General features: G+C 59.0%; 9 protein-coding genes and 1 riboswitch. Of the genes, 8 read left to right on the plus strand and 1 reads right to left on the minus strand.

The window, feature by feature from the left end; genetic code table 11:
• The first annotated feature begins 130 nt into the window (after window positions 1–130).
• Together HMPREF1287_RS10300 and HMPREF1287_RS10305 are read left to right on the plus strand one after the other, a co-directional pair.
• Entirely contained in the window at window positions 131–3,625 is a 3,495-nt protein-coding gene (locus HMPREF1287_RS10300) for a DNA-directed RNA polymerase subunit beta (protein ID WP_023016723.1), read from the plus strand.
• A gap of 132 nt (window positions 3,626–3,757) precedes the next feature.
• Window positions 3,758–7,753, plus strand: coding sequence for a DNA-directed RNA polymerase subunit beta' (locus HMPREF1287_RS10305; RefSeq protein WP_023016724.1), 3,996 nt, complete (start codon window positions 3,758–3,760; stop codon window positions 7,751–7,753).
• Window positions 7,754–7,914: 161 nt separating this feature from the next.
• Here HMPREF1287_RS10305 and HMPREF1287_RS10310 read toward each other — a convergent pair whose 3' ends face one another.
• Complete coding sequence (locus HMPREF1287_RS10310) at window positions 7,915–8,709, minus strand: hypothetical protein (protein ID WP_023016725.1); 795 nt, start codon at window positions 8,707–8,709, stop codon at window positions 7,915–7,917.
• A gap of 328 nt (window positions 8,710–9,037) precedes the next feature.
• Window positions 9,038–9,193, plus strand: a riboswitch (TPP riboswitch).
• On the opposite strand from HMPREF1287_RS10310, the gene HMPREF1287_RS10315 reads away from it, so the two are divergent.
• From HMPREF1287_RS10315 to rpsG, 6 genes are all read left to right on the plus strand, one after another.
• Entirely contained in the window at window positions 9,183–9,797 is a 615-nt protein-coding gene (locus HMPREF1287_RS10315) for an ECF transporter S component (protein WP_023016726.1), read from the plus strand. It overlaps the preceding riboswitch by 11 nt.
• Window positions 9,798–9,810: 13 nt before the next feature.
• Complete coding sequence (locus tag HMPREF1287_RS10320) at window positions 9,811–11,238, plus strand: ABC transporter ATP-binding protein (protein WP_023016727.1); 1,428 nt, start codon at window positions 9,811–9,813, stop codon at window positions 11,236–11,238.
• Window positions 11,231–12,001, plus strand: a complete 771-nt coding sequence (locus HMPREF1287_RS10325) for an energy-coupling factor transporter transmembrane protein EcfT (protein WP_023016728.1) — start codon at window positions 11,231–11,233, stop codon at window positions 11,999–12,001. The genes HMPREF1287_RS10320 and HMPREF1287_RS10325 overlap by 8 nt, the downstream gene beginning before the upstream one ends.
• A gap of 26 nt (window positions 12,002–12,027) precedes the next feature.
• Window positions 12,028–12,579, plus strand: coding sequence for a hypothetical protein (locus tag HMPREF1287_RS10330; protein ID WP_005281192.1), 552 nt, complete (start codon window positions 12,028–12,030; stop codon window positions 12,577–12,579).
• Window positions 12,580–12,842: 263 nt separating this feature from the next.
• Window positions 12,843–13,214 carry a 30S ribosomal protein S12 gene (rpsL, locus tag HMPREF1287_RS10335; protein ID WP_005276879.1) on the plus strand — a complete coding sequence of 124 codons (372 nt, stop codon included), beginning with the start codon at window positions 12,843–12,845 and terminating at the stop codon, window positions 13,212–13,214.
• 6 nt (window positions 13,215–13,220) lie between these two features.
• Entirely contained in the window at window positions 13,221–13,688 is a 468-nt protein-coding gene (gene rpsG, locus HMPREF1287_RS10340; RefSeq protein ID WP_005276881.1) for a 30S ribosomal protein S7, read from the plus strand.
• Window positions 13,689–13,806: the final 118 nt, after the last annotated feature.

Genomic DNA, 13,806 nt, shown 5'->3' on the forward strand with positions numbered 1-13,806 from the left:
GTGATGGCAAAACCGACTTGACAAGGTGATTTTGTGCATTCTGAACCCAGACACTCCACAGCAGACCGAATGCTAAAATTACCAGCGGTTTTGCTGCTCGTCGGCCAGGGCGAGTAGCAATCCGCGTGAGGTGCTGGAAGGACCCATCTTGGCAGTCTCCCGCCAGACCAAGTCAGTGGCCAATATCCCCGGAGCCCCGAAGCGGTACTCGTTTGCAAAAATTAGCGAGCCTATCGCCCTGCCGGGCCTCCTTGACGTACAACTCGATTCCTTTGCTTGGCTCGTCGGCTCGCCGGAATGGCGCGAGCGTGAGCAGGCTGAGCGCGGCGATAACGCACGCGTGACGAGTGGCCTTGAGGATATCCTCGAAGAGCTCTCGCCGATTCAGGACTACTCGGGCAATATGTCCCTGTCCTTGTCGGAGCCTCGCTTCGAGCCGGTGAAAAACACCGTCGACGAGTGTAAAGAAAAGGACATCAACTACTCCGCGCCGCTGTACGTGACCGCAGAGTTCATTAATAACGACACCCAAGAGATTAAGTCGCAGACCGTCTTCATCGGTGACTTCCCGATCATGACGGATATGGGTACCTTCATCGTGAACGGTACCGAGCGCGTCATCGTCTCCCAGCTGGTGCGTTCCCCGGGCGTGTACTTCGATCGTTCCATCGATAAGTCCACCGAACGCCCGCTGCACTCCGTGAAGATTATTCCTTCCCGCGGTGCTTGGCTGGAGTTCGACGTGGACAAGCGCGATACCGTCGGCGTGCGCATTGACCGCAAGCGCCGCCAGCCGGTAACCGTCCTGTTGAAGGCGCTGGGTTGGAGCGAGGAGCAGATCAGGGAGCGCTTCAGCTTCTCTGAGCTCATGATGTCCACCCTGGAATCTGACGGTGTATCCAATACCGATGAAGCGTTGCTGGAGATCTACCGCAAGCAGCGCCCGGGCGAGCAGCCTACCCGTGAGCTGGCGCAGTCCTTGTTGGATAACTCCTTCTTCCGCGCTAAGCGCTATGACCTTGCCAAGGTTGGCCGTTACAAGGCCAACCGCAAGCTGGGCCTTGGCGGCGACCACGACGGTCTGATGACTCTGACCGAAGAAGACATCGCCGTCACCCTGGAGTACCTGGTACGCCTGCACGTGGGCGAGCGTGAGATGAAGGCGCCAAACGGCGAGATGATCTCGCTGAACACCGACGATATCGACCACTTTGGTAACCGTCGTCTGCGCACCGTGGGCGAGCTCATCCAGAACCAGGTCCGCGTGGGCCTGTCCCGCATGGAGCGCGTCGTGCGCGAACGCATGACCACCCAGGACGCTGAGTCCATCACGCCGACGTCCTTGATTAACGTGCGTCCGGTCTCTGCTGCTATCCGCGAGTTCTTTGGTACCTCCCAGCTCTCGCAGTTCATGGACCACAACAACTCCCTGTCCGGCCTGACCCACAAGCGCCGTCTGTCCGCACTGGGCCCAGGCGGTCTGTCCCGTGAGCGCGCCGGCATTGAGGTGCGAGACGTCCACGCTTCGCACTACGGCCGCATGTGCCCGATTGAGACCCCCGAGGGTCCGAACATTGGTCTGATTGGTGCGCTGGCGTCCTACGCCCGCGTGAACCCCTTCGGCTTCATCGAGACCCCGTACCGCAAGGTCGTTGACGGCAAGGTTACGGACCAGGTGGAGTACCTCACCGCTGATGAGGAGGACCGCTTCGCCATTGCTCAGGCTGAGGTCGAGCAGGACGAGGAAGGCCGCCTGATCGGCGAGCGCATCGAGGTCCGCCTGAAGGAGGGCGACATCGGAGTGACCGATGCCTCCGGTGTGGACTACGTTGACGTTTCCCCGCGTCAGATGGTCTCCGTTGGTACCGCCATGATTCCGTTCTTGGAGCACGACGATGCTAACCGTGCCTTGATGGGTGCGAACATGCAGAAGCAGGCGGTCCCGCTGGTTCGCTCCGAGGCCCCACTGGTGGGTACCGGTATGGAGCAGCGCGCTGCTTATGACGCCGGCGACGTCGTCATCACGCCAAAGGCCGGTGTAGTAGAAAACGTCACCGCTGACGTCATCACCATCATGGACGATGAGGGCCAGCGCGATACCTACATCCTGCGCAAGTTCGAGCGCACCAACCAGGGCACCAACTACAACCAGACCCCGCTGGTTTCCATGGGTCAGCGCGTAGAGGCCGGCCAGGTTTTGGCCGATGGCCCAGGTACCCACAACGGTGAGATGTCGCTCGGCCGCAACCTGCTGGTTGCATTCATGCCGTGGGAAGGCCACAACTACGAGGACGCCATCATCCTCAACCAACGCATCGTGGAAGAGGACATCCTGACCTCAGTCCACATTGAGGAGCACGAGATCGATGCTCGTGACACCAAGCTGGGCGCTGAGGAAATCACCCGCGAGATTCCAAACGTCTCCGAGGACGTCTTGAGCGACCTCGATGAGCGCGGCATCATCCGCATCGGTGCTGACGTCCGTGCCGGCGATATCCTGGTGGGTAAGGTCACCCCGAAGGGTGAGACCGAGCTGACTCCGGAAGAGCGCCTGCTGCGCGCCATCTTCGGTGAGAAGGCCCGCGAGGTGCGCGATACCTCCATGAAGGTTCCGCACGGTGAGGTGGGCAAGGTCATTGGTGTTGCTCGCTTCTCCCGCGATGACGATGACGACCTGGCACCTGGCGTCAACGAGATGATCCGCGTCTACGTTGCGCAAAAGCGCAAGATCCAGGACGGCGATAAGATGGCCGGCCGCCACGGCAACAAGGGTGTTGTGGGCAAGATTCTGCCGCCAGAGGATATGCCGTTCATGGAGGACGGCACTCCGGTGGACATCCTGCTGAACACTCACGGTGTGCCGCGTCGTATGAACATCGGCCAGGTTCTTGAGCTGCACTTGGGCTGGTTGGCTCACGCTGGTTGGAAGGTCGATACCGAGGATCCGGCTAACGCCGAGCTTCTCAAGACCTTGCCGGAAGAGCTTTACGATGTCCCAGCGGATTCCCTGACCGCCACCCCGGTCTTCGACGGTGCTACCAACCACGAGATCGAGCGCCTGTTGGCATCGTCCCGCCCGAACCGCGACGGCGACGTACTGGTCAACGAGCACGGTAAGGCCACGCTTTTCGATGGCCGGTCCGGCGAGCCGTACAAGTACCCCATCTCCGTGGGCTACATGTACATGCTCAAGCTGCACCACTTGGTCGATGAGAAGATTCACGCCCGTTCCACTGGTCCTTACTCCATGATTACCCAGCAGCCACTGGGCGGTAAGGCTCAATTCGGTGGCCAGCGCTTCGGCGAGATGGAGGTGTGGGCAATGCAGGCCTATGGCGCCGCCTACACCCTGCAGGAACTGCTCACCATCAAGTCCGATGACGTGGTAGGCCGCGTGAAGGTCTACGAGGCCATCGTGAAGGGCGACAACATTCCAGATCCGGGCATCCCTGAGTCCTTCAAGGTGTTGCTCAAGGAGCTGCAGTCCCTGTGCTTGAACGTGGAGGTTCTTTCCACTGACGGCACCCCGATGGAGCTGTCTGGCTCTGATGACGATGACATGGATAGCCCATCGCTTGGCATTAACTTGTCCCGCGATGAGGGTTCTTCCGCTGACATCGCCTAAATAGATTCTCGGTCCACTGCGGAATGCACGGTTCCGGTGTTTAACACCGGGGCCGCCGCGGGCGGGCAATAAAGATTAATTCATTAAAAGCCATCAATTCCTCACATGACGAGGATGAAAGGGAGACATTACGTGTTTGACGTAAATCTCTTCGACGAGCTCCGCATCGGTCTGGCCACTGCTGACGATATCCGTCGCTGGTCTAAGGGTGAGGTTAAAAAGCCCGAGACCATTAACTACCGCACGCTGAAGCCGGAAAAGGACGGCCTGTTCTGCGAGCGCATTTTCGGACCTACCCGTGACTGGGAGTGTGCTTGTGGTAAGTACAAGCGCGTCCGCTACAAGGGCATCATCTGTGAGCGTTGCGGCGTTGAGGTCACCAAGTCCAAGGTGCGTCGTGAGCGCATGGGCCACATCGAGCTGGCCGCTCCGGTAACCCACATCTGGTACTTCAAGGGCGTTCCTTCCCGCTTGGGCTACCTGCTGGACCTGGCACCGAAGGACCTTGAGCGCATCATCTACTTCGCTGCCAACATCATCACCTCCGTTGATGAAGAGGCTCGCCACAACGATCAGTCCACTCTGGAAGCAGAAATGCTGCTGGAGAAGAAGGACGTTGAGGACGATACCGAGTCCGAGATCGCAGAGCGCGCTTCCAAGCTCGAGTCCGACTTGGCAGAGCTGGAGGCAGCCGGAGCGCGTGCCGATGCCCGCAAGAAGGTACAAAACGCTGCTGATAAGGAAATGCAGCACATCCGCGAGCGCGGCGAGCGGGAAGTCGCACGCCTGGATGAAATCTGGAACACCTTCTTGAAGCTTGCTCCGAAGCAGATGGTCATCGATGAGACCATCTACGAAGAGCTGGTTGACCGCTACGAGGATTACTTCACCGGCGGCATGGGTGCAGAAGCCATCCAGACCTTGGTCCGCAATTTCGACCTCGAGGCAGAGGCTGAGGAGCTGCGCGAGATCATCAACAACGGCAAGGGCCAGAAGAAGATGCGCGCGCTTAAGCGCCTCAAGGTCGTTGCCGCATTCCTTAACTCCGGCAACGACCCGGCAGGCATGGTGCTGGACGCTATTCCGGTTATTCCGCCTGAGTTGCGCCCGATGGTGCAGCTGGACGGTGGCCGCTTCGCTACCTCGGACCTGAATGACCTGTACCGCCGCGTTATTAACCGCAATAACCGCCTGAAGCGCATGATCGACCTGGGCGCACCAGAGATCATCGTGAATAACGAGAAGCGCATGCTGCAGGAGTCTGTGGACGCGCTCTTCGATAACGGCCGCCGTGGCCGTCCGGTTACCGGCCCGGGCAACCGCCCGTTGAAGTCCCTGTCTGACTTGCTCAAGGGCAAGCAGGGCCGTTTCCGCCAGAACTTGCTGGGTAAGCGCGTGGACTACTCCGGTCGTTCCGTTATTATCGTGGGCCCGCAGCTGAAGCTGCACGAGTGTGGTCTTCCGAAGCTGATGGCACTCGAGCTGTTCAAGCCCTTCGTGATGAAGCGCTTGGTCGAAAACGACTACGCCCAGAACATCAAGTCTGCTAAGCGCATGGTGGAGCGCCAGCGCCCAGAGGTGTGGGACGTGCTGGAGCAGGCCATTTCTGAGCACCCAGTGATGCTCAACCGTGCACCTACTCTGCACCGGCTGGGTATCCAGGCCTTCGAGCCGAAGCTGGTTGAGGGTAAGGCTATTCAGCTGCACCCACTGGCCTGTGAGGCCTTCAACGCCGACTTCGACGGTGACCAGATGGCAGTTCACCTGCCGCTATCCGCCGAGGCACAGGCAGAGGCTCGCGTGCTGATGCTGGCTTCCAACAACATTCTGTCCCCGGCATCCGGTAAGCCACTGGCTATGCCGCGTCTGGATATGGTGACCGGTCTGTACTACCTCACCATGGACAAGGCAGAGGACGAGATTGGTGGCAACGGTCGTTACCGCGAGGCTGGCGAGGACCACCCGGCAACCGGCGTGTATTCGTCCTACGCCGAGGCCCTCATGGCCTACGACCGCGGCACGGTTGGCCTGCAGGCACCGATCAAGGTCCGCATCGATCACCTGCGCCCACCAGAGGACATCGAGGCAGAACTCTTCCCCGATGGCTGGTCCAAGGGCCAGGCATGGTTGGGTTACACCACCATCGGCCGCATTATGTTCAACGAGCTGCTGCCGTGGAACTACCCGTACCTTGAGGGCATCATGGTCCGCAAGGGCGGCGGCACCGACGGCAAGGTCCTCATTGGTGACGTGGTCAATGACTTGGCCACCAAGTACCCAATGATCACCGTGGCCCAGGTTCTGGACAACATGAAGGACGCTGGCTTCTACTGGGCAACCCGTTCCGGTGTGACCATTACGATGTCTGACGTGCTCGTGCTGCCGAATAAGACCGAGATCCTCGAGTCTTATGAGAAGGAAGCAGAGCGCATTGAGCGTAAGTACTGGGAGCAGGGTGCACTCACGGAGCGCGAGCGTTATGACCGCCTGGTAGAGCTGTGGAAGGACGCTACCGATACCGTCGGTGAGGCCGTTGAGAGCATCTACCCGGATTACAACCCAATTCCGATGATTGTGAAGTCGGGTGCTGCCGGTAACATGCGTCAGATCTGGACGCTGGCCGGTATGAAGGGCATGGTTGTGAACTCGCACGGTGATTACATCACCCGTCCGATTAAGACCTCCTTCCGCGAAGGCCTGTCCGTGCTGGAGTACTTCAACAACTCCCACGGTTCCCGTAAGGGTCTGGCCGATACCGCACTGCGTACCGCTGACTCCGGTTACCTCACCCGTCGTCTGGTGGACGTTGCTCAGGATGTCATCGTCCGCGAAGAGGACTGTGGCACCCGCCAGGGCGTGCGCGTTCCTATCGGCGAGGTCTCCGGCGACAAGGTCGTCCTCTCCGAGCTGTGGGAGACCTCCGCTTCCGGTCGCGTGCTTGCTACGGACGTCAAGGACGAGAACGGCGAGGTCGTTGCAGAGGCCGGTGCAGACCTGACCGAGGAGCTCACGCAGAAGCTTCTCGATGCCAAGGTCACCGACGTCAAGGTCCGCTCCGTGCTGACCTGCCAGACCCCGGCCGGTGTCTGTGCGAAGTGCTACGGCAAGTCCATGGCGTCCGGCCAATTGGTCGACATCGGCGAGGCCGTCGGCATCGTGGCTGCACAGTCCATTGGTGAGCCTGGTACCCAGCTGACCATGCGTACCTTCCACCAGGGTGGTGTCGGTGGCGACATTACCGGTGGTCTGCCGCGTGTGCAGGAGCTCTTCGAGGCTCGTAACCCGAAGAACCGCGCACCGATTGCTTCCGTGGACGGCACCGTGTCCCTGTCCGATGAGGGCAACTTCTGGACCATGACCATCACCCCGGATGACGGTTCTGATGACGTGGTTTACGAGAAGCTCTCCAAGCGCCAGGGCCTGGCCCAGGTGCGTCGCCCGATGGAGTCCAACCCGGATGCGATGATCGAGCGTTCCTTGAGGGACGGCGACCACGTTGAGACCGGTGACCGCTTGATGCGTGGTGCGGCTGACCCGCACGACGTGCTCGAGGTTCTGGGTCGTCGCGGTGTGGAGCAGCACCTCATCAACGAGGTGCAGGCCGTGTACCGCACCCAGGGTGTGGCCATCCACGACAAGCACATCGAGATCATCATCCGCCAGATGCTGCGCCGCGGTACCGTCATCGACGCCGGTACCACGGAGCTGCTGCCGGGCAACCTGATCGACCTTTCTGAGGCCAAGCAGATGAACGCTGCACAGGTTGCAGAAGGCGGCGAGCCGGCGCAGCTGCGCTCGGAGATCATGGGTATTACTAAGGCCTCCTTGGCTACCGAGTCTTGGCTGTCCGCTGCTTCGTTCCAGGAGACCACGCGTGTGCTTACCGATGCCGCTATTAACAAGCGCTCCGATAAGCTCATCGGCCTCAAGGAAAACGTCATCATCGGTAAGCTGATCCCGGCCGGTACCGGTATCTCCCGTTACCGCAATATCTCCGTCAAGCCGACCGAGGCTGCGCGCAACGCCGCTTACTCGATTCCGACTTACGGCGATTCCATCTACGGTGATGACGGCTTCGGTGAATTCACCGGCGCTTCCGTTCCGCTGGATGAGGACTTCACCTTCTAAGTCCTAGAGCGCGTGCCCCTCGGCACCGCGTCCAGTCAGAGCCCCCGCTTCCGTGCACACGGTAAGCGGGGGCTCTTTCAGGATATTTCTCTATTAACGCAGATGGCCTATAAATATTTTGATTTTCAAATATGGGATTTAAATTGGGATACAATTTAACGTCACTTTGAACGAGGATCGTTTTTCAGAATTTCTGGAAGGGGATCGCTCGCCGAAAAATATTGAAGAACGTTAGGATCCAAGCAATTAAGTAATTCAAAAATTTCCTTCCGGTAGATGCTGCAATCGATATCGATCAGTGACTCTTGGCGGCTAATTCTATTTCTAAGCAAAACGGCGTGATGCATGATAAAACTAGCTCGATCAGGGGAAATACTCTTAGGGCCCGATGACAGCGCCCGGCTAGTTATCTCTTTGTACACGGACTTGAGATTCGTATAGGTGGTCTCGTTAGGGTAATACTTGCGGGTGCCATCGGGGCGAATTGTCGGTTTTCGGTAGAAGAAAGCTTCCTTCCATTGAGTTAAGGTGACTTGGGCAATAATGTCATCGCGGTTAATGGGTTGACCTTTTCGCGGATGAGTTCCTTCGACGAGCCCAGTTCCGTTGTCGCGAATCCCTTTAGCATTCCTGGCTTTTCCTAGGGCTCTGTTTGCAATTTGTTGGCTGACTTTGGAGAGAGGGAAGGATACATTGCAAGTGGGATGTTCAATCCAATTTTTATTGCTTTGAGGCTCCTGCTCATCGCTCCATTCATCGATCGCTTTGCAAATCTTGTTTCTGAGGACAATCTCAAAAACGGATAATAAGTTCCAAAGCGCCGCAGATAGTTGAAGGTCCCACCTATAAAGCGTGAGGGCTCGACCAGCATGATTTCCCATTTGGGTTAAATATTTTTCAGTGCGCTGTTCCCCCAACGTCTGTAGTACATGCTGTTCATGTCTGGATCCGTGCATTGCTTCGTCTTCCTCGGCATCGCGGATTAGGTGATCTTGTCATAATGTGCTTTTTGGTCTATTCTCGGAATGGAGAGAGTGATATAGCCACCTAGGACTTAATTCACTCCAGTAGGAAGGGCCACGTCCGAACACCGGTTACAAACCGAAGCATCGGACGGGGCTCTTTCGTTTTGAGAGCGTCTGATGGGTTGTGTATAGGCTTCCCGTTACTGGGAGCCCAATTCGGCCGCCGAATTGGTTGTGGGGACCCGTATGCGTGCCTGCTAGTATGAGTAAAGCCTGTGGCCCAGATAAGTAAAAATGTGGGCCTTGGACTACTTGATTTAAACCATTACACGGGAGCTTTCAGAATCTGTGGGCCCGCGGGCGCACAGGCCGCACAGGCACAGAGGTGAAGGCTGAGATACTGCGATATGACGCGGTGAACCGTTGAACCTGATCCGGGTAATTCCGGCGAGAGGGAGGAAATAATGACTACTAATGCAGCTGCGTCCGCAGCGCCAAAGCGCAACCTGAACTGGCGCGTGGTGGACATCGTGGTGGCATCCGTCTTGGGTGTTGCCTGTGGCTTCGTATTCTTGGGCTGGAATGCCGTGGGCTATGCCTGGTACGAGGCCATGGATGCGCTCACGCCGGGCCTTGGTGGCTTGGCCACCGGTATCTGGCTGCTCGGCGGCATCCTGGGTGGATTGGTCATCCGCAAGCCGGGTGCGGCAGTTTACGTGGAGGTCCTTGCCGCCACGGTGTCGGCCGTCTTGGGTTCGCAGTGGGGCATTAGCACCCTGTACTCGGGCCTGGCACAGGGCATTGGCGTGGAGATCATCTTCGCCATCTTCATGTACCGCCAGTTCAACCTTGGCGTGACCATCCTGGCCGGTATGGCAGCAGGCTGGGGCGCCTTTGTTCTAGAGCTGTTTACCTCCGGTAACCTCGCCAAGTCCTTCGAGTTCAATATGATCTACTTGGTTACCCTGACCATTTCCGGTGCCATCTTGGCCGGCGCCCTGGGCTTCTACCTAGTGAAGGCATTGGCTAAGACTGGTGCCCTTGACCGCTTTGCAGTAGGCCGCGAACAGCGCGTTTAGGGCCTAGACTGCCGTGACTGATTTTTCACGCTTAGCAGGAAACGCCACAAAAATCGCGGCCCGCGGCTACGGCTGGACCCACGCTGGGCGTTCCCAACCGGCGCTGCAGGACATAGACCTTGTCATCGAACCCGGTGAGAAGGTCTTGCTGTGCGGGGATTCCGGCTCCGGAAAGTCCACGCTTTTGGCGGCGATCGCCGGCGTCTTGGGCTCTGACGAAGAAGGCACGCGCACCGGCAGCATCACCTTGGAGGATTCGGCGGGCACGGTGGAAGAACCGGGCAAGACCATCCCGGTGGGGTTGGTTCTGCAGGATCCGGATTCGCAGGTTATCTCCGCGCGCGTGGGCGATGATATCGCCTTTGGCTGCGAGAACCTGGCATATCCGCGCGAGGAGATCTGGCGCAGGGTGTGCCAAGCCCAAGAGTTGGTTGGCCCCTATGTGGATCTGGATTTTCCCACCGAGCACCTTTCCGGCGGGCAGAAGCAACGCCTGGCGCTCGCCGGGGTCATCGCCATGGGCGCGGGCGTGGTCCTATTGGATGAGCCCACCGCCAACCTGGATCCGGAAGGGGCGGGGGACGTGGTGCGGGCCGTCGGCAAGCTGGTAGAGCACACGGGTGCCACCTTGGTGGTGGTCGAGCACCAGCATGCGGCGTGGGAAAGCGTGCTGGACCGCGCGGTAGAACTGAAGGATGGACGCATTATTTCCGATGGTCCCTTTGCTGATGCCGCCGGCAAGCGCCAGGTCACCGGTCTTCCGCAGGCAAGGTCGCTAAAAAGCGATGCGCTCGATGAGTCCAACGCCGCGCTGTGGAGCAAGGATTTGGTAACCCGCTATGGGCCGCCGCGATCCATCTCCCTGCCGGCGGGGGCTTCGACCGTCATTACCGGCCGCAATGGCGTGGGAAAATCGACGTGGCTGATGACTATGGCGGGGTTACTTCCTGCCGAGTCCGGGGAAATCGGGGTCGCTGACTTCATCCGCCGCGGCGTGAAGGGCCCGCCTTCCCGGTGGAAATCCCGCGAGTTGGCTGACCGCATTGGTTTCGTCTTCCAAAATCCAGAACACCAATTTGTCGCCCGCACCGTGGAAGAGGAATTGCGGGTCGCGCCCAAGGTCATGCGCGTTGATCCCCCAGAGAAACGCATCGCGCAGCTGGTGGAATCGCTGCGCTTGGGGCACTTGCTCAAGGCCAACCCGTTTACGCTATCCGGCGGCGAAAAGCGCCGGCTTTCTGTAGCAACGGCGCTGGTGACCGCCCCGGAGGTGCTGCTCTTGGACGAGCCAACCTTTGGCCAGGATCCCGGCACCTTTGTGGAGTTGGTGGGGCTGTTGCGCCAATTGGCCGATGACGGCACGACCATTGCCTCCATTACCCATGACCCGCTCTTTATAGAGGCCTTGGGCGATCACCAGGTGGAGGTGCGCGGTGCCTAATCTCTTGCGCAACGTCAACCCGCTGACCCGTATCTTCCTCATGTTCGTGTGGGTAACGCCACTGCTTGCGTCCATTGACTGGATATCGGCGGCCTTATCGTTGGGGCTGACGCTCATTTTGGCGCCTTTGTGTGGTGTTTCCTGGTTGCGGATGTGGAAGGCCGGTTGGTTTTTATTCCTTATCGCCCCGTTGTCAGGCATCTCTATGCTGTTATATGGCGCTCCCGGCGGAGAGGAGTATTTCACTTGGTGGCTGATTACGGTGACGGAAAATTCGGTCACCCTGGCCATCGCGATTACGCTGCGCGTGCTCGCGGTTGCGCTACCCACGGTGGTGCTCGCGCGCGATATCGATCCCACCGAGCTTGGCGATGCCCTCTCGCAAATCCTCCGCCTTCCCTCCCGCTTCGTCATTGGTGCTGTGGCCGGCGTGCGCATGATGACGCTGCTGAAATCCGATTGGCAATCGCTCGGCATGGCGCGCAGGGCCCGCGGGCTTACGGATGAAGGTCGATTCAAGCACTTGCTTACAATGTCCTTTGGCCTATTGGTCATTGCCCTGCGCCGCGGCGGCAAGCTTGCGACGGCGATGGAAGCGCGCGGATTTGGGCGCACCCCACCCGGAGGAGGGGAGCGGACCTGGGCCCGAGAATCCAGGTTGCACGCCCGCGATGGGTGGGTGATGGCCTGCGGCCTCGCCCTTGCTTGTGTACCGGTGGTAACTTCGGTACTTACTGGGGCCTGGAGATTCTTTGGCCTTTAATCCGCGAAAGCAGTGATTCAAGCACTATGGACATTGATGCCGAACAAGAGCGCCTCTTGGAGGACATCGTTAAGCTAGCAGCCTCGCGAAAGCGTGCGTTTAAACCCATCACGGTGCTTATCGATGGCCCCTCTGGCTCCGGCAAAACCTGGACCTCCGCAGCCTTGGCAGATCGCACCAATTGGCGCGTGGTTCACCTCGATGAATTCTATCCCGGCTGGCATGGCTTGGAAAAGGGCTCCGAGATGGTGGGCGAGCAGGTTTTGCGCACCATGAACCCCGGCTATTGGCGCTGGGATTGGGAAGCCAGTTGCCCCGGCGATTGGGCAAGCCTTGATGTGCGCGATGACCTCATTATTGAAGGCGTCGGCTCCGTGACCGCGGACAATATCGCAGCCGCGAAAAAGCGCGGCGCGGTAGTAACCGTGCGCATCGATGGCCCCCGCGAGCAGCGCTATGAGCGCGCGATTGCGCGCGAGCCGGCCTATGAGAAATGGTTTAGCACCTGGGAAGAGCAGGAGAAATCCTACTTTTCTGATAAGGCCGCAGAGCCGGACCTGACGTGGGAGTGGGAGTAGCCCCTCCGCGCCGCCGGCAGGACGGACTACCGGTTTTGTGTTCATAGCGCTGGCTTTGCTAGTCTTATCTCTAGTTCACTATGTACTGCGCACCCTGTGTGAATATGGCGCGCAAAGAACATGGTGAAAAGTCTGATCCTTAACAAGGCGCCCGCCTTGGGAAGAGTTCTGGACATGCGGAAGCGCCCCGGGAAAGAGCGCCTATTTTTGCATGTTTGGTTCCCTTCTTAAGAAGTGGTGCAATTCGACAGAAAGACTGTTTAATGCCAACTATTCAACAGCTGGTCCGCAAGGGCCGCCAGACCAAGCGCAAAGAGGTCTCTACCGCTGCGCTGAAGGGTTCCCCGCAGCGTCGTGGCGTGTGCACCCGCGTGTACACCACCACCCCGAAGAAGCCGAACTCTGCTCTTCGTAAGGTTGCTCGTGTGCGCCTTACCAGCGGCATCGAGGTTTCGGCCTACATCCCAGGTGAGGGCCACAACCTGCAGGAGCACTCCATGGTCCTCGTTCGCGGCGGCCGTGTGAAGGACCTTCCAGGTGTTCGTTACAAGATCATCCGTGGCTCCCTGGATGCCCAGGGCGTCAAGGACCGTAAGCAGGCTCGTTCCCGTTACGGCGCAAAGAAGGGACAGTAATAAACAATGCGTAAGAATGCTGCTCCGAAGCGTCCTGTAGTAAAGGACCCGGTATACAACTCCGAGCAGGTAAGCATGCTCGTCAACAAGATCCTCCAGGACGGCAAGAAGTCCACCGCAGAGCGCATCGTCTACGGCGCACTTGAGGCTTGCCGTGAGAAGACCGGCACCGATCCGGTTGGCACCCTGGAAAAGGCGCTGGGCAACATCCGCCCGGACCTCGAGGTTCGTTCCCGCCGTGTGGGTGGCGCTACCTACCAGGTGCCAGTTGAGGTCCGTCCGGACCGCGCCAACACCTTGGCACTGCGCTGGATGGTGACCTTCACCCGTCAGCGCCGCGAGAACTCCATGATCGAGCGTCTCGCCAACGAGATCCTGGATGCCTCCAACGGCCTCGGTGCTTCCGTCAAGCGTCGTGAGGATACCCACAAGATGGCTGAGGCTAACCGCGCCTTCGCTCACTACCGCTGGTAATTTTTCAGCACCTTCATCAATGGCCTAAGCAACGAGAAACGAGTTTCGCGCTGAGTTCCGGGTTCCCGGCGGCGACACAAAACTTCATATCTCTTGCTTGGGCCATTTTGGTGGCACA

This window comes from Corynebacterium sp. KPL1986 (assembly GCF_000477975.1).
GTDB classification, from domain to species: domain Bacteria; phylum Actinomycetota; class Actinomycetes; order Mycobacteriales; family Mycobacteriaceae; genus Corynebacterium; species Corynebacterium accolens.

Bases quoted from the DNA above. Each gene is read 5' to 3' on its own strand.
- HMPREF1287_RS10310 (WP_023016725.1), bottom strand. From the start codon at position 8,709: ATGCACGGATCCAGACATGAACAGCATGTACTACAGACGTTGGGGGAA.
- HMPREF1287_RS10315 (WP_023016726.1), top strand. From the start codon at position 9,183: ATGACTACTAATGCAGCTGCGTCCGCAGCGCCAAAGCGCAACCTGAAC.
- HMPREF1287_RS10330 (WP_005281192.1), top strand. From the start codon at position 12,028: ATGGACATTGATGCCGAACAAGAGCGCCTCTTGGAGGACATCGTTAAG.
- rpsL (WP_005276879.1), top strand. From the start codon at position 12,843: ATGCCAACTATTCAACAGCTGGTCCGCAAGGGCCGCCAGACCAAGCGC.
- rpsG (WP_005276881.1), top strand. From the start codon at position 13,221: ATGCGTAAGAATGCTGCTCCGAAGCGTCCTGTAGTAAAGGACCCGGTA.